The sequence below is a fragment of the Burkholderia sp. F1 genome (genome assembly GCF_050813845.1).
GTDB classification, from domain to species: Bacteria; Pseudomonadota; Gammaproteobacteria; order Burkholderiales; family Burkholderiaceae; genus Burkholderia; species Burkholderia ubonensis.
On record NZ_CP172423.1, the window covers coordinates 252,825 to 276,730 of the forward strand.

General features: G+C 70.5%; 11 protein-coding genes and 1 pseudogene. 7 read left to right on the forward strand and 5 right to left on the reverse strand.

The genetic code is table 11. The features are described 5' to 3' along the window. Positions 1-14: 14 nt before the first annotated feature. The 6 genes from ACFIMZ_RS35440 to ACFIMZ_RS35465 all read left to right on the forward strand — a co-directional run bounded on the left by ACFIMZ_RS35440 (position 15) and on the right by ACFIMZ_RS35465 (position 13,198). Positions 15-7,283 (forward strand): SDR family NAD(P)-dependent oxidoreductase, encoded by a 7,269-nt coding sequence (locus ACFIMZ_RS35440; RefSeq protein ID WP_431825918.1) that lies wholly within the window; start codon positions 15-17, stop codon positions 7,281-7,283. 61 nt (positions 7,284-7,344) lie between these two features. After that, positions 7,345-8,403: an NADH:flavin oxidoreductase/NADH oxidase gene (locus ACFIMZ_RS35445; RefSeq protein WP_431826036.1), complete on the forward strand. Its 1,059-nt coding sequence runs from the start codon at positions 7,345-7,347 to the stop codon at positions 8,401-8,403. 62 nt (positions 8,404-8,465) lie between these two features. Continuing rightward, a complete protein-coding gene (locus ACFIMZ_RS35450) occupies positions 8,466-9,341 on the forward strand; it encodes a phosphopantetheine-binding protein (protein ID WP_431825919.1) in 876 nt (291 codons plus the stop codon). Positions 9,342-9,393: 52 nt separating this feature from the next. After that, the gene (locus tag ACFIMZ_RS35455; RefSeq protein ID WP_431825920.1) at positions 9,394-10,629 is read left to right on the forward strand and encodes a CaiB/BaiF CoA transferase family protein; all 1,236 of its coding nucleotides are present in this window, start codon (positions 9,394-9,396) and stop codon (positions 10,627-10,629) included. A gap of 14 nt (positions 10,630-10,643) precedes the next feature. Further along, on the forward strand, positions 10,644-12,188 hold the full coding sequence (locus ACFIMZ_RS35460) for a condensation domain-containing protein (protein ID WP_431825921.1): 1,545 nt from the start codon (positions 10,644-10,646) through the stop codon (positions 12,186-12,188). Then, positions 12,185-13,198 (forward strand): NADPH:quinone oxidoreductase family protein, encoded by a 1,014-nt coding sequence (locus ACFIMZ_RS35465; RefSeq protein WP_431825922.1) that lies wholly within the window; start codon positions 12,185-12,187, stop codon positions 13,196-13,198. Before ACFIMZ_RS35460 ends, ACFIMZ_RS35465 begins: the two co-directional genes overlap by 4 nt. 52 nt (positions 13,199-13,250) lie before the next feature. Here the strand turns inward: ACFIMZ_RS35465 and ACFIMZ_RS35470 are convergent, their stop codons facing one another. The 5 genes from ACFIMZ_RS35470 to ACFIMZ_RS35490 form a co-directional block, all read right to left on the reverse strand. After that, positions 13,251-14,147 carry a shikimate dehydrogenase gene (locus ACFIMZ_RS35470; RefSeq protein WP_431825923.1) on the reverse strand — a complete coding sequence of 299 codons (897 nt, stop codon included), beginning with the start codon at positions 14,145-14,147 and terminating at the stop codon, positions 13,251-13,253. After that, positions 14,144-14,971: a sugar phosphate isomerase/epimerase family protein gene (locus ACFIMZ_RS35475; protein WP_431825924.1), complete on the reverse strand. Its 828-nt coding sequence runs from the start codon at positions 14,969-14,971 to the stop codon at positions 14,144-14,146. Before ACFIMZ_RS35475 ends, ACFIMZ_RS35470 begins: the two co-directional genes overlap by 4 nt. A 111-nt stretch (positions 14,972-15,082) precedes the next feature. Beyond that, positions 15,083-15,430 carry a GIY-YIG nuclease family protein gene (locus ACFIMZ_RS35480; protein WP_431825925.1) on the reverse strand — a complete coding sequence of 116 codons (348 nt, stop codon included), beginning with the start codon at positions 15,428-15,430 and terminating at the stop codon, positions 15,083-15,085. A gap of 57 nt (positions 15,431-15,487) precedes the next feature. After that, the gene (locus ACFIMZ_RS35485) at positions 15,488-16,189 is read right to left on the reverse strand and encodes an autoinducer binding domain-containing protein (protein ID WP_431825926.1); all 702 of its coding nucleotides are present in this window, start codon (positions 16,187-16,189) and stop codon (positions 15,488-15,490) included. A gap of 1,233 nt (positions 16,190-17,422) precedes the next feature. Beyond that, complete coding sequence (locus ACFIMZ_RS35490) at positions 17,423-17,695, reverse strand: hypothetical protein (RefSeq protein ID WP_431825927.1); 273 nt, start codon at positions 17,693-17,695, stop codon at positions 17,423-17,425. A gap of 191 nt (positions 17,696-17,886) precedes the next feature. Between ACFIMZ_RS35490 and ACFIMZ_RS35495 the strand changes: the two are divergent. Further along, positions 17,887-23,449 (forward strand): annotated as a pseudogene (locus tag ACFIMZ_RS35495) (hemagglutinin repeat-containing protein); the annotation flags it as partial. Positions 23,450-23,906: the final 457 nt, after the last annotated feature.

Sequence of the window (23,906 nt, forward strand, 5' to 3'; positions counted from 1 at the left end):
AGGAAACCCGGAACATGCAAGACATCCAGCAGCTCCTTGCGAAGAGCCTCAACGAAATCAAGCGCCTGAAGGCGGCGAACCAGGCGCTCGAGCAGGCGCGCCGCGAGCCGGTCGCGATCGTCGGCGCGGCCTGCCGCTACCCGGGCGGGATCGACTCGCTCGACCAGCTTTGGACCGCGCTCGAGACGGGCCGCGACGGCATCGGCGCGATGAGCACCGAGCGCTGGCCGATGCAGCGCTTCCTCAGCGACGATCCGCATCGGCCCGGCGGCATCTACAGCGACGCGATGGGGCTGCTCGGCGCGATCGACCGGTTCGATCCCGCGCATTTCGGGCTCAAGCGCGACGAGGCGATCCACATCGATCCGCAGCACCGGCTGCTGATGGAAGTGGCGTGGGAGGCGTTCGAGGACGCCGGCTACGCGGTGGAGACGTTCTCCGGCAGCCGCACCGGCGTCTACGTCGGGATCATGAACGACGACTACGGCCAGTTGCAGGGGCCGCTCGAGGCCGCCAGCCTCTACATCGGCTCGGGCATCGCCAAGAGCTGCGCGGCGGGGCGCCTGGCCTACACGTTCGGGCTGGAAGGGCCGGCGCTCGCGCTCGACACGGCCTGTTCGTCGTCGCTGGTCGGCGTGCACCTGGCCGTGCAGGCGCTGCGGCGCGGCGAATGCGACGCGGCGCTCGCGGGCGGCGTGAACCTGATCCTGTCGCCGCAAGGCACGGTGGTGGCGTGCCGTTCGCAGATGCTGTCGCCGAGCGGGCGCTGCCGCACGTTCGACGCGGGCGCGGACGGCTACGTGCGCTCGGAGGGTTGCGGCCTGGTGCTGCTCAAGCGCCTCGCCGACGCCGAGCGCGACGGCGACCGGATCCTTGCGCTGATCCGCGGCTCGGCGGTCAATCACGACGGCCGCACGCAGGGCCTCACCGCGCCGAGCGGCCAGGCGCAGCGGCGCGTGATCGCGGCGGCGCTGGCCGACGCAGGCGTGGCGGCGGCCGAGGTGGGCTTTGTCGAATGCCACGGCACCGGCACCTCGCTCGGCGATCCGATCGAACTGCGCGCGCTCGAGGCCAGCTACGTGCACGAAGCCGGCGAGCGCTCGCCGCTGGTGGTCGGCGCGCTGAAATCGAATCTCGGTCACATGGAATCGGCGGCCGGCATCGGCGGCCTGCACAAGGCGATCCAGGTGGTGCGCCATCGCGTGGTGCCGAAGAACCTGCACTTCGAGACGATCAACCCGCAGATCCGCGTCGACCTCGAGCGGCTGCGCATCGCGGCCGACGCCGTCGCGATGCCGGCCGACGGGCGCGCGCTGGCCGGCGTCAGTTCGTTCGGCTTCAGCGGCACCAACGCGCACCTGATCGTCGAGGCCTATGCGCCGGCCGTCGACGCGGGCGCATCCGGCGCGGCGCCTGCGGAGGTGTCCGCCGGGGTGTCCGCGGGAGTGCCCAATTCGGCGCCGCTCCAGCTGTTCCGGCTCGCCGCGCAATCGGGCGCCGCGCTCGTCGACTACGCGGGCCGCTACCTCGGCTGGCTCGACGACGCGCTCGCGCGACACGCCGCGCCCGATCCGGCGGCGCTCTGCTATACCGCCGCGGTGGGCCGCGGCGAGGGCGCCTGCCGGATCGCGCTGACCTTCGAGACGCCCGACGACCTGCGCGCCTGCCTGCGCGAGTACCTGGACGTTGCCGGCGGCGATCCGAGCGCGCCGGTGCCGAAGTCGTGCGCGGCCGAGTGGGTGATCGGCGGCGCGGCCGACGTCGACTGGGGCGTCGCCCGGGCGCTCCACGCGCAGCGCGGTTTTTACCGCGAGCGCGTCGAGCACGCGTGGGCCAGCCTCGCGGCGTTCTTCCCGGACGGGCCCGCCGCGTTTCGCCGGCTGTGCGACGGCGTGGCGGACAGCACGGACGCCGGCACGGCAGCGAACGCGACGCTGCCGCATACGGTGCATCGCTGGGCGCTCGCGCAACTGCTGATCCACCTCGGCCTGCAGCCGGCCCGCGTGAGCGGCTACGGCGCCGGCGAATATCTCGCGGCGGCAGTCGCGGGCCTCGTCGACTGGGATGCCGCGCTGCTGCTCGCGGCCGGCGGCGCGGCGCCGGCCGGCCTGAAGGCGGGCCGCGCGCGCTGCGAGTTCGCGAGCACGTTCGGCGACGGCGAGGTGCCCGCGCTCTGGCAGCGCGACGGCGGCCTGGCGGCCGGCAGCGTGCCGCCGCTCGCGGACGACGCATGGCCCGACGACGCGGACGGCATCGTCGTCGAGCTGGGCGCGGGCCTCGCGTTGCGGCTCGGCGACGCGGCCGACACGCGCCTGTTCCGCTGGATCCACGGCCGCACCAATCGCGACGCGGCCCGGCCGCTCGAGAGCTTCGTCGCGCAGGCGTACATGGCGGGCCTGCCGGTGCGCTGGGAGCGCGTGTTCGAGGAGCAGCTGCCGCGCCGCCAGAGCCAGCCCGGTTATCCGTTCCAGCGCGAACGCGTGTGGACCGACTGGGGCTATTCGTTCGATGCGGCGCTGCCGTCCACCGTCGGCCGCGCGGCCGGCGCGGCGGCCGTGCGCATGCCGGCGCTCGCGACCGGCCTGGCCGGCGAGCCGGTCGCGCATCCGGTGCTGCGCACGATGTTCGCGTGTCCGTCGGGCGCGCGCAATTTCTCGGGCGAAGTGTCGCTCGCGGCGCTGCCGTACCTGGCCGCGCACCGCATCCTCGGCGAGATCGTGCTGCCGGCCAGCGCGCAGCTCGACCTGATCGCGACGGCCGGCCGCACGTGCTGGCCCGGCCGGCCGCTCCTCATCGACGAGCTGCAGTTGCCGAACCGCTGCGTGCTCGGCGACGAGCCGCTCGACGTCTATTGCCACCTGCGGCCCGCGGAAGGGCGCGTGGAGCTGCATGGCCGGCCGCGCGGCGCGCCGGGCTGGACGCTCTACGCGCGGGCGCGCATCGGGCCCGATGCGGACGCCGCGCCGCCCGCGGGCGATCCGGCCGCCTGGCGCGCCGTGTGCGCCGAGACGGTGCCGGTGCGGCGCCACTATCACGAGATCGCGCAGGTGGGGCTCGAGTACGAAGCCGACTTCCAGGGCATCTTCGCGTTGTCTCGCGGCACGGGCGGCGCGCTCGCAAAGATCGCGCTGCCGCCCGGCGTCGACCAGTCGCTCGACGGCTACAGCGCGCATCCGATCCTGCTCGACGCATGCCTGCAGGCGATTTCGGCGGTGGCGCCGCCCGATGCCGACGGCGAGTTGCTGATCCCGGCCGCGATGCGCGGGATTCATCTGTACCGGCCGCTGCCGGAGCTGATCTGGTGCCGCGTCGAGGTGCGTCCCGACGGCGCCGGGCAATCCACCCGGCACGCGACGCTGACGATCGTCGACATGCAGGGCGAGCCGGTGATGCGCATCGACCGTTTCGAGACGACGCGCTACACGGGCGCCATCGCGCGCCCGGCCGAGACCTGGGCGAACTGGCTGTATGCGAAGCACTGGGTGCCGGCCGTCGCCGTCGCGTCGGCCACCCCGGCCGCGCGCCACTGGCTGCTGCTGGCCGACGGCGGCGCGGCCTGCGCGGCGCTCGCGGCGATGCTGGCCGCGCGCGGCCATCGCGTGTCGGTGCTCGGCCGCGAGGCGGCGCCCGCCGATGCGGACGGCTTCGGCGCGCTGCTCGATCGCGTCGCGGCCGACGGCGGCCTCGACGGCGTGATCTACGGCTGGTCGCTCGACGGCTTCGATCCCGAGGCGGCCGGCGAGGGTCTCGATGCGTCGCTTGCCGCGTCGCTTGGCGATTGCGCGCGCCTTCCGCTCTGGCTCTGCCAGGCCGCGCTCGCGCCGGGCCGGCGCGACCTCGCGCTGCATTTCGTCACGCGCGGCAGCCAGCCGGCCGGCGAGGCGCGCGTGAGCGCGCCGCTGGCCGCGCTCGTCTGGGGGCTGGTCGGCAGCTTCGTCAACGAGCAGCGCCGCCCGGCGCGCCTCGTCGACCTCGATCCGGACAGCCGCGACGGCCGCGCGGACGCCGCGCTGCTGGTGCAGGCGATCCACGCGGACGGCGACGAGGCGCAGTACGCGATCCGCGACGGCCGCCTGCTGGTGGCGCGGCTGCGGCGCGCGACGCTGCCGGCGTCGCCGGCGCCCGTCATCGATCCCGAGGCCAGCTACCTGATCACGGGCGGCTTCGGCCAGCTCGGCGTCGAGACGGCCACGGCGCTGGCGCGGCAGGGCGCGCGGCACCTGGTGCTGGTGGGCCGCGATCCGGCGCGCGGCGACGGCGACCCCGCGCTCGCCGGCTTGCGCGAGATGGGCGTGCGGCTGCATCCGCTCGCGGCCGACGTGGGCGATCGCGCCTCGTTCGCGCCGCGCCTGGCCGAGTGCCTGCGCGACCTGCCGCCGCTCAAGGGCGTCGTCCATTCGGCGGGCGGCCTCGCCGACGGCGTGCTCAGCGAACAGAGCTGGGAGCGCTACCTCGCGGTGTTCGCCGCCAAGGTGCGCGGCACGCTCAATCTCCATCACGCGCTGCACGGCCACGCGCTCGACTTCTTCGTGCTCTATTCGTCGGCCGCCGCGCTGCTCGGCAACCCGGGGCAGACCAACTACGCGGCGGCGAACGCGTTCCTCGACAGCTTTGCCGCGTACCGGCGCGGCCTCGGGCAGGCGGGCCTCGCGATCGGCTGGGCCGGCTGGGCGGGGGGCGGGATGGCCGCCGGCCATGCCGATGCGCGGGCCGACGCGCCGATCGGCCTGATCCCGCAGGAGCAGGGCGCCGAAGTGATCGCGCGCCAGTTCGCGCACCGCGACGGCGATTTCGCGCTGGTCCCGATGCGGATCGCCTCGCTGGCCGGCCAGGACCGCATGCCGTTGCTGCGCCCGCTGCTCGCGGAACTCGTCGATGCCGACGCGCGCGAGGCGGTGGTCGCGCGCGCCGAGCGCCGGCCCGGCGGCGCGAGCGGCACGGCGCTGCTGGCGGGCCTCGCGGCCCTCGACGCCGCGGCGCGCGCGGCGCGGCTCAAGCGCCACCTCGACGACGTGATCCGCAAGCTGCTGAACCACCCCGACACGCTCGACGACCGCGCGAGCCTGTTCGATCTCGGCCTCGATTCGCTGCTGAGCATCGACCTGCGCATGCAGCTCGAAAAGGATCTCGCCTGCAGCCTGTCGACCACGGTGCTGCACGACTATCCGACGATCGATGCGCTCGCGGGCTTCCTGGCCGAACGCGTGGGCGCGCTGCCGGCGGGCGCGGCGGCGCCCCGGGCGGCTTCCGCACCGGCTGCCGCGGCTGGCGCCGCGACAACCACGGCAACCACGGCGCCGCCCGCCGCGCCCCCGGCCGAACCGCGCCGCGCCGCCAGCCCGGCGCTGCCCGCCGACGCGGGCCCCGACGACATCGCCATCATCGGCGTGGCGGGCCGCTACCCCGGCGCCGCCGACCTGCGCGCGTTCTGGGACAACCTGCGCGACGGTCACGACGCGATCACGGCGATCCCGCCCGATCGCTGGAACCACGACGCCTTTTTCGACCGGCGCCGCAACGTGCCCGGCAAGAGCTACAGCGCGTGGGGCGGGTTCATCGAGGGCGTGGACGCGTTCGATCCGGCGTTCTTCAGCATCTCGCCGAGGATGGCGGCCTATCTCGATCCGAAGGAGCGGCTGTTCCTCGAGACGGTCTGGAACCTGCTCGAGGAGGCGGGCGAGACGCGCGAGCGCATGCAGCAGGCGTACGGCGCGCAGGTGGGCGTGTTCGTCGGCGCGATGTACCAGCTCTATGGCGCGTTCGCGGCCGACGAGGGCGAGCGCACCGCCACCGCGCTGTCCTCGTACAACGCGATCGCGCATCGCACCTCGTACTTCTTCAACCTGCGCGGGCCGAGCGTCGCGCTCGACACGATGTGCTCGTCGTCGCTGACGGCGGTCCATTACGCGTGCCGCAGCCTGCTCGACGGCGACTGCGCGCTGGCGATCGCGGGCGGCGTGAACCTCTCGCTGCATCCGCGCAAGTACGTCGGGCTGAGCCAGGCGCAGATCGTCGGCAGCCACGCCGACAGCCGCAGCTTCAGCGACGGCGACGGCTACCTGCCGGCCGAGGGCGTGGGCGCCGTGCTGCTCAAGCCGCTCGCGCGCGCGCTGGCCGACGACGACCGGATCCTCGCGGTGATCAAGGCCTCGTCGGTGAACCATGGCGGCCGCTCGAGCGGCTACTACGCGCCGAACGCGAACGCCCAGGTCGAACTGATGGAGGCCAGCTTCCGCAAGGCCGGCCTATCGCCCGATTCGATCGACTACATCGAGGCGGCCGCCAACGGCACGAGCCTCGGCGACGCGGTCGAGCTGAAGGCGCTCGCGCGCGTGTTCGACGGCGCCGCAAGCGACGGGCGCAGGCTTCCGATCGGCACCGTGAAATCGAACATCGGCCACCCCGAGGCGGCGTCGGGCATCGCGCAGCTCACCAAGGTGATCCTGCAGATGCAGCACGAGACGCTCGTGCCGTCGATCAAGACCGAGCCGCTCAATCCGAACGTCGACCTGTCGCGCACGCCGTTCCGCCTGCTCGCGCGACAGGCGGCGTGGCCGTCCGACGCGGCGCGGCCGCGTCGCGCGACGGTCAGCTCGTTCGGCGCGAGCGGCGCGAACGCGCACCTGATCGTCGAGGCGTTCGAGCCGGTCGCGGCGGAGCCGGCGCCGGCTGTCGAGGCGGCGGCGCCGCAAGCCGAGATCGTCGTGCTGTCGGCGCGCACGCCGGCGCAACTGGCCGAGGTGGCGCGCCGCCTGCTGGCATGGCTCGCGACGCGGGACGACGCGAAGGATGGCGCGCCGGCCGGCGCATGCGACGCGGCGGCGCCGCTCGCCGATCGCGGCCGCGCGCCGTCGCTCGCGAATCTCGCGCACACGCTGCAGACCGGGCGCGAGGCGATGGACTGCCGGCTCGCGCTGCTGGTCGACGGCCTCGACGCGCTGCGCGACGGGCTGCAACGTTTCCTCGGCATGCCGGCCGGCACGGCGGATCTCGCGATGTATCACGGCAACGTGCAGGACCAGCTCGAGATGCGCAACCTGCTGTCGGGCGCCGCCGGTGACGCGATGGCGCAGGCGCTCGTGGCCGAACGCAACCTGGAGGGGCTGATGCTGCACTGGGTGCAGGGCGGCAACGTGCCGTGGCTCGCGTTGCGCGACGGCCGGCCGGCGCGCCGCATCGTGCTGCCGACCTATCCGTTCGAGCGCGCGCGCTACTGGCTGTCCGGCGCCACCGGCGACGTGGACGCGGCGCGCGAGCCGGACGTCGTCGACGGCCGCGCCTGAGCCTGGACCGGTGCGCACCGTGACCCCCCATTCCTTCAACCTGGCCAACCGTACTTCGACCATGTCGCTGTTCTCTCCGTACCAACTGGGCAACGTCACGTTGCGCAACCGCATCGCGATCTCGCCGATCTGCGTGTACTCGGCGCGCGATGGCGTCCCCGACGACTGGCACCTGGTGCATCTGGGCAGCCGCGCCGTCGGCGGCGCGGGCCTCGTGTACACCGAGGCCACCGCGGTGTCGCCCGAAGGCCGCATCACGTTCGGCTGCACGGGCATGTGGAACGATGCGCAGCGCGACGCGTGGGCGCGCATCGTCGCGTTCGTGCGCGCGCGCGGCGTCGCCATCGGCGTCCAGCTCGCGCACGCGGGGCGCAAGGCCAGCACCGACCTGCCCTGGCTGGGCGGCAGGCCGTTGCCGGCCGACACGCTCGGCTGGCTGCCGCTCGCGCCGAGCGCGCTGGCGTTCGACGCCGGCTACAGCGTGCCGGCCGAGATCGACGAGGCCGGCATCCGCAAGGTGGTCGCCGATTACGCGGCCGCCGCGCGCCGTTCGCGCGAGGCCGGGTTCGACGTGATCGAGATCCACGCCGCGCATGGCTACCTGTTCCACGAGTTCCTGTCGCCGCTGTCGAACCGGCGCACCGACCGCTACGGCGGCGCGCTCGAGAATCGCGCGCGGCTGCTGCGCCTGGTGGTGGCTGCGGTGCGCGAGCAGTGGCCGCGGCCCCGGCCGCTGGTGGTGCGCCTGTCGTCGACGGACTGGACGCCGGGCGGCTGGGACATCGACGAATGCGTCGAGCTGTGCGGCTGGCTGCGCGGGGACGGCGTCGACCTGATCGACGCGTCGTCGGGCGGCAATATCGCCGGCGCGACGATTCCGGTCGGCCCCGACTACCAGGTGCCGTTCGCCGCGCGGATCCGCCGCGACGCCGGCATCGCGACGGGCGCCGTCGGGCTGATCACGTCGGGCCGGCAGGGCGCCGACATCATCGAGCGCGGCGACGCCGACCTGGTGCTGGTCGCGCGCGAATCGATGCGCGATCCCTATTTCCCGCGCCGCGCAGCGGCCGAGCTCGGCGTGCCGATCGAGGTGCCCGAGCAGTACCTGCGCGCATGGTGACGCCGGCGCGCCGCGACGCGTACCCCCAACTCCCGATCGTTCCAACCGAACCTGACGACGCCATGTCCATCGATACCCTGCAGGCCGCCGAGACGGCGGAAATCATCGTGCTGTCGGCGCCGGGCGTCGACGCGCTGCGCGGCGCCGCGTGGCAACTGCTCGGCCAGCTGCGCGCGTTCGCTAACGGCGCGAGCGCCGAGCCGTTCACGCTGGCCGATCTCGCCTACACCCTGAAATCGCGCCGCGACGCGTCCACCTGCCGCGCCGCGTTCGTGGTGCGGCGCCTCGACGATCTCGCGGCCGGCCTCGAACACTACCTGCAGGCGCGCGACGAGGCCGACGCGGTCGTGCCGCGCAGCGTGACGGCGGGCCGTCACGGCGAGCTGGTGACGATCCTGCGCGGCGACGTGGCCGCCGACGCGGGCGCCGCGCGGCTGCTGACGGGCGCCGCCGCCGAAACGATGGCGCGCGCGCTGTGGGCCTCGCGCGACCTCGAAAACGTCGCGCTGATCTGGGTGCGCGGCGGCCGGCTCGACTGGGACGCGCTGCGCGACGGGCCGCCGCCGCGCCGCCTCGCGTGGCCCGACGAGGCGCCGCCCGAATCCGGCGCGCCGCCGTGCGCGGGCGACTCACTGGCGGTGCCGGCGGTGTCGGCGGCCGGCATCGAGCCGGGGCTCGCGGCGATCTGGCAGGCGCTGTTCGACCTGCCGGCGGTCGGCCGGCACCAGGATTTCTTCGCGCTGGGCGGCGATTCGCAACTGGGCCTGCGCATGCTCGCGCAGGTGCGCGAGCGGCACGGCATCGACCTGCCGCTGCGCTACCTGTACGAGGCGCCCACCATCGCGCGCATGAGCGAGACGATCGTGCGGCTCGCGGCGCTCGCGCCGTCGGCCGGCAACGACGATGCAACGGAGTACGAAGAAGGTTTCATCCGCTGATTCCCGCGATGATTTCCACGCAACCCGCACCCTGATATCGATGGAGACCCACATGTCAACCCAACCTCAACCGCTGAAGGGCATCCGCGTCGTCGACTACACGCATTTCCTGGCGGGGCCGTACGTGTCGCGCTGCCTCGCCGCGCTCGGCGCCGACGTGATCAAGGTGGAGCGGCCGACCGGCGGCGACGCGGGCCGCGCGCATCCTTACTTCATCAACGGAGAGAGCGGCTATTTCCTGCAGCAGAACATGGGCAAGAAGGGCCTGTGCGTCGACGTGAAGGACCCGCGCGGGCTCGCGCTGATGAAGAAGCTGATCGGCGAGGCCGACGTGCTGGTCGAGAACTACCGGCCCGGCGCGCTCGCGAAGCTCGGGCTCGGCTACGACGCGTGCGCGGCGTCGAATCCGGGGCTCGTCTACTGCTCGGTGTCGGCCTACGGCCAGACCGGGCCGCGCTCGCAGCAGGCCGGCTTCGGCCTGATCGCCGAGGCGATGAGCGGCGCGATGGACCTGATCGGCCATCCCGACGAGACGCCGCCGCTGTTCCGGATGCCGGTGGCCGACATGTACGCGGGCGCGCACGGCGTCGCGGCCGTCTGCGCGGCGCTGCTGGGCCGGCATGCGACGGGGCGCGGCCAGCACATCGATCTCGCGCTCTACGACTGCATGGTGGCGATGCACGACTACGCGGTGCAGTGCCACACGCTGAGCGGCGGCGAGGAGCGCATGACGCGCAGCGGCCACTACCTGCCGCAATCGACCGTCTACGGCGTGTTCGCGACCCGGGACGGCAGCGTGGTGATCGCCGCGCAGGTCGACGACGCGTGGCGGCGGCTCGCGCGCCTGATCGGCGGCGCGGGGCTCGCCGACGACCCGCGCTTCCTCGACGCGGCGAGCCGCAACGCGCACGGCCGCGAGGCCGTCGAGCTGGTGCAGGCCTGGACCCGCGCGCACACCGCACAAGCGTGCCTGGCCGCGCTCGAGGAGGCGGGCGTGCCGGCCGCGCCGGTCCAGCGCATCGACCAGGTGCTCGCCGATCCGCAGGTCCACGCGCGCGGCATGCTGATCGAGCAAGCGCATCCGGTGCTCGGCACGATCCGGCTGCCGAACGTGCCGTTCCGGTTCTCCGGCATCGACGCGCCGACCATGCGCGTCGCGCCGATGCTGGGCGAGCACAACCGCGAGATCGCCGCCGGACTCGGTTACGACGAGGACGAGATCGACCGGATGGAGCGCGACGGCGTGCTGTTCGCGCGCACGCCGGTGCCCGAGGCGGCGAGCCTGTGAGCGCGGAGCGGCCCATGACCACGCTTCCCGCGTTGCTGTCGGACCTGCAGGCGCGCGGCATCGCGCTCGCGCTGGTCGACGGCGAGCTGTCGTTCCGCGCGCCCAAGGGCGCGCTCACCGCCGCCGATCGCGCGGCGCTGTCGGCGCGCCGCGAGGCGATCGTCGCCTATCTGGCCGCGAAGGCCGCGCGCCGGCTCGACCCGGTGTCGATCGCGCCGTCGGCCACGCTGCGGCCGTCGCTGCTCCAGGAACTCTGGTGGCACTGGTACGGCCTGCCGCCGCGCCAGCTGAACCAGGAGCGGCTGCCGCTCGTCAAGCTGTTCCAGGGCGCGCCGGCGGCGCGCGTGGCCGACGCGCTGCGCGGCATCGTCGCGCGCCATCACACGCTGCGTTCGTCGTTTCACGAGGAGGACGGCCGGCTGATCGTCACGCTCAACGACGCCGACGCATTGCCGATCGAATTCGCCGAGGCCGACGGCTCGCGCCCGCCCGCCGAACTCGAGGCCGAGCTGAAGGCGCAGGCGGCCGAGTACGCGTCGCGCCAGCTGCCGCTCGACGGCCAGTGGCTGCTGCGCGCGCGGATCGTCTCGCTCGCGCCCGACGTGAGCCTGGTGCTCTGCGTGTTCCATCACATCATCGTCGACGCGGCCTCGCTGCTGCTGATCCTGTCCGAACTCGACGCGCGGCTCGCCGATCCGCCGCGCGCGCTGCCGAGCGCCGCGCAGTTCATCGACTACGCGGCCTGGGAGCGCGAGTGGATGGCCGACGCCGCGCGCAAGCCGCTGATCGACTACTGGGCACGGCGCTTTCGCGAGCTGCCCGAGCTGGCCGGGCCGGTCACGGGCCGCTCGCTCGCATGGCAGCCGGGCACCAAGGTCGACTACAAGTTCGTGATTCCGGCCGCGCAGCTGCGCAGCATCCAGGCGGCCGCCACGCGCTTGCAGACCTCGCTGTTCAGCGCGCTGGTGACCGCGTTCGGCGTCGCGCTCGCGCGCTGGTCCGGCAGCGAGCGCGTCCCGGTCCGCTGCGTCGGCGACCTGCGCACCTCGCCGGAGCTGGCGCACATCGTCGGCTACCTGGTCTGCAGCGACGTGATCGAGATCGACGCGCCCGCCGGCGCCGATTTCGTGTCGATCCTGAAGGCCAACGAGATCGAATCGCACAGCGCGATGATGCTGCGCGTGCCGACGCTGATGCGGCATCCGCTGCACGCAGGCGGCAGCGGCATCGAGGACCCGCGCGGCATCGCGGCGACCATCAACATGTTCTCGGTGCGGATTCCCGGCGCCGGCGCGCCGGCCGACGACACGGCCGATCCGCCCTGGCCGCCGCCGCTCACGCGCACGGCGGGCGAGCCCTGGCCGATCCCGCTGCCGTCCATCTACCTGCGGCTGATCGACTACGGCCACGCGCTGGAAGGCTCGCTGGAGCTGAACGACACGCTGCTGCCGGCCGCCGAGCAGGCCGCGCTGATCGACGCGCTGTTCGACGCGCTCGAGCGCTTCCTGCTGCAACCCGCCGCGCCGGCGGCGGTCCCCCTCACGATGGAGACTTCATGAAAGCAATCCTCAGTACCACCCCGGGCGGCCCCGAAACGCTCGCGCTGCACGAGGTGCCCGAGCCGACGCCGGCAGCCGGCGAGGTGCGCGTGCGCATCGTGTCGTGCGCGCTCAACCATCCCGATCTGCTGGTGATCCACGATCGCTACCAGGACCGGCCCGAGCGGCCGTTCGCGCCGGGCTCGGAGGTGGCCGGCGTGGTGGACGCGGTGGGCGACGGCGTCGACGGCTTGCGGGTGGGCGACCGCGTGTTCGGCGCGACGGGCAACCGCGGCGGGCTGGCCGAGAAGGTCACGCTGCCGGCCGGCGACTGCTTCGTGCTGCCCGCCGCGATGTCGTTCGACGACGCGTCGGCGCTGCTCCTGACCTACGCGACGATGATGCATGCGCTCAAGGATGCCGCGCGGCTCGCCGCCGGCGAGACGCTGCTGGTGCTCGGCGCCGCGGGCGGCATTGGCCTCGCGAGCGTCGAACTCGGCAAGGCGATGGGCGCGCGCGTGGTGGCGGTGGCGTCGTCGCAGCAGAAGGTGGATCTCGCGCTGAGCCGCGGCGCCGATGCCGGCGTCGTCTGTCCGGCCGGCCCGCTCGACCTGGCGGCCGCGAAGGCGTTCAAGGACGCGCTGCGCGCGGCCTGCGGGCCGCAGGGCGCGAACGTCGTCTGCGATCCGGTGGGCGGCGACTACGCCGAAGCCGCGCTGCGCACGCTCGCGTTTCGCGGCCGGTATCTCGTGATCGGCTTCACGGCGGGGATTCCGCGGATTCCGCTGAACCTGGTGCTGCTGAAGGCCGGCCAGATGATCGGCGTGCTGTGGGGCTCGTTCGCGAGCGGCGACGCGCAGGCGAACCGGCGCAACGTCGGCGAACTGATGGGGCTCTATGAGCGCGGGCTGATCCGGCCGTTCATCTCGGAGCGCTTTCCGCTCGAACGCGCGCCCGACGCGCTGGCCGTGCTGGCCGAGCGCCGGGCGCTGGGCAAGGTGGTGGTCCGCTGCTCGGCGGCGCTGGCCTGACGGGCGGCGACGGGCCGGGCGCCACGCGGGCCCGGCCGTTCGGCGCCATGATTCAGGGCGCCGGCAACTCGCGAAAACGCTGCAGCATCCGCGCGACGTCGGCGCGGCGCCCCGTGAACAGCTCGAACGCGCGCGCGGCCTGCACCACCAGCATCCGCGTGCCGTCGAGCGTTTCGCAGCCGAGCGCGCGCGCGGCGCGCAGCAGGGCCGTTTCGGCCGGCGCGTAGATCACGTCGGCAACCCAGAGGCCCGCGTGCAGCGCGGCGAGCGGCACGGCCGAGCCGGGATGGCGCGCGGTGCCGACCGGCGTCGCGTTGACCACGCCGTCGGCCGCGCCGAGCGCGTGATCGGCCTCGGTCAGCGCCTCGACGGTGCGGCCGGGGAAATGCCGGCCGAGGTTCGCCGCGAGCGCGGCGGCGCGGGCCGCGACTTCGTCGACGAGCGTCAGGTTCGAGACGCCGAGGTCGAGCAGCGCGAACGCGGTGGCCGCGCCGGCGCCGCCCGCGCCGAACTGCACCACGCGCTCGCGGCGCGCGTCGGGCAGGCCGGTGCGCAACCCTTCGCCGAAGCCGTAGGCGTCGGTGTTGTAGCCGATGCGCCGGCCGGCCGCGAAGCGGACCGTGTTGACCGCGCCGATCGCCGCCGCCTCGGGGGCGACTTCATCGAGCAGCGGGATCACCGCCTGCTTGCACGGCACCGTGACGTTCACGCCCGCCCAGCCTTCGCGTTCGAGCCGCTGCAGCAGGCCGTCGAGCGCGTCGACGCCGATCCCGAGCCGGTCCAGATCGAGCAGCTCGTAGCGGCAGGGCAGGCCGTGCGCCGCCGCCTCGCCCTCGTGCAGCGCCGGGGAGCGCGACTGGGCGATGCCGGCGCCGATCAGGCCGAGCCGGACGGGGCCGGCGACGGCAGCCGGGCCGCGTACGGGTTCCTCGAGCGGCGCGCCCGTCATGACTGCACCGTGGCGAGCGAGGCGATCAGCGCCTGGGTCGCGTCGAACACGTCGCGCACATGGGCATCGATCGGGACCTGGCCGCTGGTGGGCACTTCGAGCGACAGCGCGGTGTCGTCGGGCAGCGCGGCCAGCAGGGCGGCGAGCGGCAGCGCGCCGTGGCCCGGCGCGAGGCGGCCGGCGCGCGCCTCCTCGAGCAGCGCCTCGGGCGTCGCGGGCCGCTCGGCCACCGCGTCGCAGAGCTGCGCGGTACGGATCATCGAGGGCGGCGCCGTGCCGATGTCGCGCTCGGAGCCGCCGGTGCGCCAGACGTGCAGCGCGTCGATCAGCACGCCGCCGTTGGCCTGGCGCGCCGCCGACACGACCTCGAAGGCGTCGCCGAAGCGGGCGACCGCGCGCCAGGCCATGAATTCGAGCTCGACGCGCAGGCCGAGCGGGGCGGCGCGCTCGCACAGGCGCGCGAAGTTCGCGGTCAGCCGCGCGCGATCGGGATCGTCGCCGCACACGCTCAGGCATCGCGCGCCGAGTTCGGCGCTCGTATCGAGCAGCGGATCGAGCGCGGCGACGTCGAATTCGGCGCCGATCCCGATGAATTCGATGTCGTTGACCGTCACGCCCGTGTCGTCGAGGCGCTGGCGCATCTCGCGGATCGCGGCCGAGCCGGCCGGCAGCGAGTAGAACCGCGAGCCGGCGAAGGCCGGGAAGAGCCGCAGGCCGACCGCCGCATAGCCGGCGGCCGAGGCCAGCGTGACGAGTTCGGGGGGCGGCACGTCGAGCGCCGTCAGGTGCGCGAGCGCGAGGGGAACCGGCGGGGACAAGTCCATGGGCATCCTTGTGGGTTGGCACGAACGAAGGCGCGCGGCCTTCGCATGGAGCGAAGCGGCGCGGCGGCCCGGTACGGGCCTGTCGGCGAGCGGCGGCGGGTGCCGGCGGCCTCACCGGTTGTAGAGGTGCTCCTTGTCGAACTCGCTGCGTTCGAGCGTCATCGCGAGCAGCAGCTCGAGATCGTCGTCGGGGTTGTAGTCGGGCTTGTCGAGCGGCTTGAGCGCCTCGATCAGCTCGAAGCCGAACGCCTCGGCGCCGAGGCGGTTCCAGTCGCCCTGCAACTGCTTGTTCGGGTGATTGCCGAAGCGCAGTTGCGCCTGGTGCCGGTTCAGGCGTGCGTTGACGTCGAGGCCGGCCTCCACGAGCGAGCGCCCGGTGGTCTTGTTGACGACGCGGTAGACGCCCATCAGGCGCGGCGTTTCCTTGTACTGCTGTTTCAGTTCTCGCTTGCGGTCCATCGTGTTCGTGTCGGATTCAATGGGTTAGTGGCTGTTGAGTGCCGGTGCCGCGCGGCCTTAGACGAGCAGGCCGAGCATCGCGGCGCGGGCGACCGCCGCGGTCGTGTTCGAGGTCTTCAGCTTGGTCACCGCGTTCTTCACGTGGAAATTCACGGTGTAGACGGAGATCAGCATGATCATCGAGATCTCGCTGGCGGTCTTGCCGTCGGCGACCCACTTCAGTACCTCGACCTCGCGAGCGGTCAGTCCGATGGCGTTGTCGGGCGAGAGCTTCGGCAGCACCGCGCGCGTGATCGCCAGATGCGCGGCGTTCACGAGCCAGCGCATCTTGAGCTCCTGCTGCTGGAGTTCCCGACGCGTGAGCGGGCCGTGCGAGCGCGCCATCGACATCATTCCGGCGACCCCGCAGTTCGACACCGCCGCGAGCGAGTAGCCGTAGCGCAGACCATGCGCCTGGGCCTCCTGCCAGAGCTGCGGGGTTTCCTCGAACACGGCGTCGCTCCAGATGATCGGCGCGTACGATTGGCGCGCGTGCCGGATGACCGGATCGACGTCGACGTAGCGCGCCTCGTGATAGCGTTGCTGCCATGCTTCCGGGAAATTGGTCAGCACGTAGATTTTCGGCCGGGACAGCGGCCAGGGCGTGTGGAGATAATACGCACTGTATTCGAACCCGACTTCCCTGACCGCAGCCGCGATTTTCTCGTACGCATCGTGTTCGGAATGGGTCGATTCCAGGTCGAACAGGATTTGCTCCATCCAGTGCGTCGGACTTGCACTGCCATCACGCGGCGGCGCGGCGGGAAAACGAACTGGATGGTCTGTGACTTCGATCATATCAATGCGCATCGGTTATATCGCCATGGATTGAAGGAGACGCGAGCGCCGGCGCGCCAACGTCTTTCGACGGCAGACGTCATCGGGAAACGTGCTGAAATACCCAACCTCCCGTGGAAACGGTCGACTCCACTAATCGATAGAAGACAGATCTGCCTATGGCAATGAAGGCCCTCGATAATTGGCGGCGGCAAAAAGCGTGCTGCTTCGTTTATTCGAGTTTGTTGGTTATTGCTTTGCGAAATAAAATTCGACGGATGATCGATCGCACTCGTCATGCTCGCCCCCGGCGAACAGGCCGGTTCGCTGCCGGACCCGCACGAACGGAGGCGACATCGTCGTCGTGAAGGCAAGACGGCCGTCAATGCGAAAGATTGCGCATCAATGCACGCATGAGCGCGTATTGAATAATGCGTTCCAGAGCTGCATGTGAGGCCGACCCATTCCGGAAGTCGAGCTTAAATACGACACTGCTGCTGCAAGGGCGAATTCGAATTTCAGGCGCATCCCCACTGCATCAGTTTGCAATGAGAATCTAAACGGAATCGCGAGCCGCGGATGTCTTCAGACATTCACGAAAAAGCTACGATGACGGCTATCTGTGCTTCCGGCGATCGATTGGCGTATTTATATCCGGATTAAAATTGGCTGTCAACCGGCGCGCTAAAATACAATCCATGAAGGCGGGAAATAAAAGTGAAGATATTTTCTAATTTGTAAATTATGGGGTGGGTAAAAATTCCCTGGATGTTTTAAATCTGATATCGGGCAGTAAATTTGGCTGCGGGCTGTTTTCAATGGCGTGAAGCGCGCAACATGCGGCGCTTGAGGCCGGACTGCCGCCGGCGTAGACGCCGAGGGGCGCCACCTCGGCATTCCCGGCTTCGTCCGGGCCGATGACGCATGGTCTCCTGCACAAGCCGGTGCATCGCGCTGCGCCGGCGCCGCAACGCAGGCCGCGAAGGGGGGAGCGGCACGCTGCGACGCGATTGCGACAACACGACGCACGGCTTGTACGGCGAATGTAAGCCACTAGCGTGCCAACGCTTACAAATCGTTGATTCTCCGGGGATTCTTTCCGGGAGATGTCAGCGAGGCGTCCGCAAAACGTAAGAAACGTTTCAGGTTTGACACGCAAGCGGCCCTGGCGCCGCGTTACTTCAGCAGCAGGCGCGCGACGATATCGACGATCCGCTGCAGCAGCACCTCGTCGTAGGGCAGCCACGGCACCGCACGCAGCGGCGCGGCCGGCGGTTCGAACGGCACGTCGACGGGCTCGCCGTGGCGCAGCGCGGGCCAGACCGCGCCGAGCGCATGCGCGTCAAGACCGGACGGACGGATCGAGCGGCGCGCCGACGAAGCGCGGGTGGTCCGGCATGCCGGCGAGCCGTGCGACGAGTTGTTCGACGATCGGCGAGAGGCGTTCATCGCGTGGGGGGCTGGGTTGCGCGGGATCACATTCGCCTTCATGCATCGCCCGGCATCGGAGGATCGTCAATCGGACAAGTTAGATTCTGCATGTTCTGTGTAGTTTACGAAACACACCTCAATTCATAACGCATTCCTTTCGTTGTCCGGAGTTACGGTTCACAGCTCGATCAAGCAGCAGTGCAGGAGCAATGAACAGAGAGACCTACCGTCTGGTGTACTCCAGATTCCGGGGAATGGTGGTGGCGGTGGCGGAGACGGCAATCGCCGCGGGGAAGTCGGCCGGCGACGCAACGCGTGCACGTCGGCGTGGCAGGTTGCGCGGCATTGCGGCGGCGGCTGCGACGCTGCCTGGCGCGGTGCCGGCGATCGCGCCCGCGCAGATCGCGCCGACGCCCGGTACGCCGACGCACGTGATCCAGACGCCAAACGGTCTCCCGCAAGTCAACATTGCCGCGCCGAGCGGAGCGGGCGTTTCGGTCAATACGTATAACCAGTTCGATGTCCAGAAACCCGGCGCGATCCTGAACAACTCGTCGACGATGGTTCAGACGCAGCAAGCCTGGACAATCAATTGCAATCCTAACTTCTGGCCAGGGCAGGCGGCACGGATCATCGTCAACCAGGTCAACAGCACGGCGGCATCCCGGTTGCGCGGCCATGTCGAGATTGCCGGCAACCGGGCCGAAGTCGTGCTGGCGAATCCGGCGGGCATCGTCATGGACGGCGGGGGCTTCATCAACACGAGCCGCGCAACCCTGACGACCGGCCTGCCGTACTACGGCGCGGACGGTTCGCTCGCGGGCTACCACGTCAACCGCGGGCTGATTGCGGTTCAGGGTGCCGGTCTCGATGCATCGAACCTCGATCAGGTCGATTTGATCTCGCGCGCCGTTCAGGCGAACGCCGCGATGTACGCCAAGACCCTGAACGTCGTGACCGGCGCGAATCGGGTCGATCATCGCACGCTCGACGCGACCGCGATTCAGGGCGATGGTCCCGCGCCGGGCGTATCGATCGACGTCAGCCAACTGGGCGGGATGTATGCGGACAGAATCCATTTGGTCGGCACGGAGCACGGCGTCGGCGTGAGCAATGCCGGCGTGCTCGCGGCGCAGGCGGGCGAGCTGACGCTGCACACGAACGGCCAGCTCGTGATGACGGGCAGGACGAATGCGCGCGGCAATCTGAGCCTGTCGCGCGCGGGACGGCATCCAGAACAGCGGCAAGACATATGGTCAGCAGAGCGTATCGATCGAGACCGGCGGCACGTTGTCGAACAGCGGCGCGCTGGCCGCGCAGCGAGACCTGAGCGTGTCGGCCGGAACGGTTGCATCGACCGGTTCGCTCGGTGCCGGCGTGAATCAGGATGGTACGGTCGTTGGTCGTGGCGACCTGCGTGTTAGCGCGTCGGGCCGACTGCGGGCGACGGGCCGGAACGTCGCCGGCGGCGACGTTGCGTTGACCGGCGGCAGCATCGATCTGTCCGGCGCTGAAACGGCCGCGATGGCAAGCGTGACACTGCGCGCCGAAGCGGGCGACGTCGATCTCGGCGACGCGACAACGAGCGCGCAACGCGAGATTCACGCCGATGCATCCGGTACGCTGCGCAACGACCGTGGCACGCTGTCGAGTCAGGCCGGCACGACGATGCGCGCGGGCAGCCTGTCGAATCGGCGCGGCCGGATGTCCGCCGGCGGGCCGCTGACGATCGACACGTCGGGGCAGGTCGCGAACCAGGGTGGCACGCTCGTGACCAACGGCGCACTGGAATTGACCGCGGGCGACGTCATGAACAACGCAGGCACGATCCAGAGCGACGGCGCCCTGTCGATATCGGGCGCATCGCTCGTCAACACCGCAGGCCGGATCGCGTCGCTGAACGCGGACGGGTTGTCGCTTTCAACGACAGGCCAGCTGACGAACGCAGGAGGCACGGCTGCGTCGGGCGCGCGAGGCGGGGTGATCGGCGGCAACGGCGACGTATCGGTGCAAGCGGGCTCGGTCGTCAATCGCGGCAGCCTGACGGCGTTGCAGACGTTGCAGCTCGCGACTGCGCTGCTTGACAACCGTGAAGGCGCGATCGCAGCCGATCGGCTGAACGTGAAGGCCGCGAATCTGCAAAACACGCACGGTGCGCTGACCCAGTACGGCGATCAGGCCACCACGCTCGACGTGAGCGGCGCGCTGGACAACTCGAACGGCGGCACGATCCGGACAAATGGCGTGGACCTGACGTTGGCGCCGTCGACACTGAACAACGCGGGCGGCAAGATCGTCCATGCCGGAACCGGCACGCTCAAGCTTGCGCCGGCAGCCGGCACGCTGACGAACGTGGGCGGGACGATGGCGAGCCGCGGCGGGATCGCGTTGTCGGTCGACGCGCTCGACAACGCGGGCGGCGTGCTCGAGGCGCTGGGCTCGGTTTCGGCTCGAATCGCAGGTGAGCTGAGCAACATGCGGGGCGCGTTGACGGCCAACGGAGACATGACGCTCGACGCGGGCACGCTGACCAACACACAAGACGGCAAGCTGAGCGGAGCGAACGCCCGGATTCGCGCGGGTGGCGTCAACAACGATGGCGGCCGGATCGCGAGCATCGCCGGCACCGGTGGCGACGTCGACATCGCGACGACGGGTGTGATCGCCAATGCAGGCGGTCAGATCGGCGCCACGCGCAATCTGTCGGTGACGGCCGGCACGCTGTCCGGAGGGGGCGCATACGGCGCGGCAAACAACCTGACGATGCACCTGCAAGGCGACTTTGCGTATACGCGTGACTACCGGTTCGACGCGGGGCACGACCTCGCATTCACGCTGCCCGGCACGTTCAGCAACACCGGCGGGCTGATGAGCGTGAACAATCTGGGCGTCGACGCGGGCACGATCGTCAACCATGGCGCGATGGCGGCGGGTGGCCTGCTGCGCACGAACTCGAACACGCTCACGAACACCGGCACGATGGTGGGCGGCAGCGTGTCGCTCGCAGCCGCCTCGAAGCTGGAGAACGTCGGCCCGACTGCGCTGATCGGCGCGTCGGACAGTAGCGGCCTGCTCGAATTGCTGTCGCAGGCCATCGAGAACCGCGACGACACGACGGCGACCGATACGCCCGCGCTGACCGCGATTTACGGTGTCGGCCGCGTGGTGCTGGCGGGCGGCAAGAACGCGAGCGGTCATTACATGAACGCGGCGCGCATCCTCAACCGGTCGGGCCTGGTCCGGTCGGACGGCGACATGGCGCTGCACGCGGACCTCGTGACGAACACCCGGCGCGATATGAAGACGGCGTGGACCGATCAGGTCGATCCGGCGCTGCTCGAAAGCCTGGGCATCAGCCTGAGCGGCCGGACCGGTCAGGTCGGGGTGAAGGATCCGGGCAGCATCGGCGGCGAGTACAACAGCACGTACCAGTACACGACCTATACGGGGAAGGCGCGGGCCAACGTGATCGCGCGGTTCAGCCCGCAGGCGCGGATCGTGTCCGGCGGGAAGCTGGACGCGTCGTCGGTCGGCACGCTGCAGAACGACTGGAGCGCGGTGGCGGCGGCCGGCGACATCGCGATGCCCGGCGCGCTCGACAACGACAGCTGGAGGGGCCAGGACGCCCCGCGCGTCGAGGTGACCTACACGGGACGCTACTGGTACCGGAATTACGACGGGAGCAAGTTCTGGAGCTATTCGTTCTGCAACGATGCGGGATGCAACGGGCCGGCGGACCTGAAGCGCCACGGACTGCCGGACTATGCATCGAGCTTCGTGTCGAACGGCACGCTGAGCGGCACGGGCGTGAGCATCCACAATCCGGCCGGGAACGCGACGATTCCGCCGATCGGGTTGCCGCCGGGCGTCGACATTGGCGCGGTGGGCGGCGGCATCGACAAGGTCATCGCGACCGCAACGGCCGTGGCGGTGCTGAAGAACCTGACGATTCCACAGGGCGGGTTGTTCCATCCGAACCCGGCGCCGGACGCCCGCTACCTGATCGAGACGAATCCCGCATTCACGAGCCAGCGGCGTTTCATGTCGAGCGACTACTACCTGCAACAGCTCGGACTGAATCCGGACCAGACGGAACGGCGGCTCGGCGACGGCTTCCACGAACAGTGGCTCGTGCGCAACCAGATCACGGCGCTGACGGGCAAGGCAGTGCTCGGGCCGTACACGAACGTGCAGGCGATGTATGAGTCGCTGCTCGGGGCCGGCGCGGCACTGGCGAAATCGCTCGACTTGCCGCTCGGGATGGGACTGTCCGCCGAACAGGTGTCGCAACTGACGGGCAACGTGGTGCTGCTGGAAACGCGCGTCGTCGATGGGCAGTCGGTGCTCGTGCCGGTCGTCTATCTGGCGAAGGCCGATCAGAAGGACATGAGCAAGGGGCCGCTGATCGCGGCCGACAACATCGACCTGAAGGACGTGCAGTCGTTCACGAACAGCGGCGCGATCACGGCGTCGGGCAAGGTGTCGATCGACGGCAAGCAGATCGACAACCGCTACGGCACGCTGCAAAGCGGCGGCCACATGGCGCTGGCGACACGGGGCGACGTCGATCTGACGTCGGCGAACGTGAAGGCGAGCAGCCTGCAATTGCAGGCGGGCGGCAATCTGCTTCTCGATACCGCGCCGCAGACGCAGAAACAAGTCAATGCCGACGGCGCCACGCGCGTGACGACGACGCTCGGGCCGACAGCCCACATCGACGTCACGGGCGACGCGGCAATCGGGACAGGCGGCGACTTCCGGCAGAACGCGGGGGCGCTGTCGGCAGGCGGCAACCTGGGAATGCAAATCGGCGGCGATTGGACGCTCGGCGCACAGGAAGCCGGCGAGAAAAAAGTGGCCCAGCGTTCGAACGGTGTGTCGGATACCGACATTCGCCGTGCGGTGGGCAGCAGCGTGAAGGTCGGCGGCGCGTCGGCGATCGCGGTCGGCGGTGATCTGACGGCGCACGGCGCGCAGATCGATCTCGGCGGTGGTGGCGCGATCGCGGCGGGCGGCAACGTGACGCTCGGGGCCGCGCGCACGACGTCGACCGTGAACAGCAGCAGCGCCGGCAACGAGGGAAGCCGCAGCTATGCGGAGACCTACCACACGTCGGATCAGACGCTGACGGGCACGACGCTGACCGGTGGTGACAGCGTCGCGATCGTGGCGGGCAAGGACCTGAACGTGATCGGCAGCGCGATCAGCCTGGAGAAGGGCAACGCGACGCTTGCGGCGGCCGGCGACGTGAACATCGGCGCGGCGACCGAGACGCACGAGCTGAACGCGCACGAGACGCACAGTCGCAGCGGTGTGGTGAGCGGGTCGAAGGTTGCAAGCGGGATCGACCAGACGATGACGCTGAACCGGGGCAGCCTGGTGTCAGCCGACGGCGTGACGATCGCGAGCGGCAGGGATCTCGATATCCAGGGCAGCACCGTGGTCGGGACGAACGACGTGACGCTGAACGCGGCGCGCAACGCGACGATCGCGACGACGCGGGATACGCTGCAATCGTCGAGCTACTACGAGAAGAGGGAATCGGGGCTGATGTCGGGTGGCGGGCTGTCGGTGTCGGTCGGCAGCAGTTCGCTGAAGACGACCAGCCAGACGCATGAGATCACGAACAACGGCAGCACGATCGGCTCGCTGAACGGCAACCTGAGCATCAGCGCGGGTAACGACCTGCACGTGACCGGCAGCGACCTGATCGCCGCGCGGAACATCAGCGGCACGGGCGCGAACGTGACGATCGATGCGGCGCAAGACACGAGTCATCGCGGCCAGACGCAGGAAATCTCGAAGAGCGGCCTGACGCTGGCGTTGAAGGCGCCGGTGATCGACGCGGTGTCGAATGCGGTCGACCAGTCGCGCGCGGCGAGCAAGAGTCAGGACGGCCGGGCCGCGGCATTGCACGGGACTAATCAGGGTGCGTATGACCGAGGGCAGCAGCAGTTGGGCGAAGGACAGACGTATAACGAACTTGTGACGTCGAATATCAAGAAGGACCCGGTGGGAGCGACGGTGGCGGGTGCGGGGATGATCGGGCTTGGGATTGTGACGGCCGGTGGCATCCCGACTCTTGCTGGTATGGCAACAGGCGGTAGCATTGGTGCTGTTGTGAACATTGGCGCTCAGTATGTATTCAATGATGGAAAAATTAATTTTAATGATGTGGTTATGGCTGGCGTTACAGGGGCGCTGACGTTTGGCACTGGATTCCTACCAG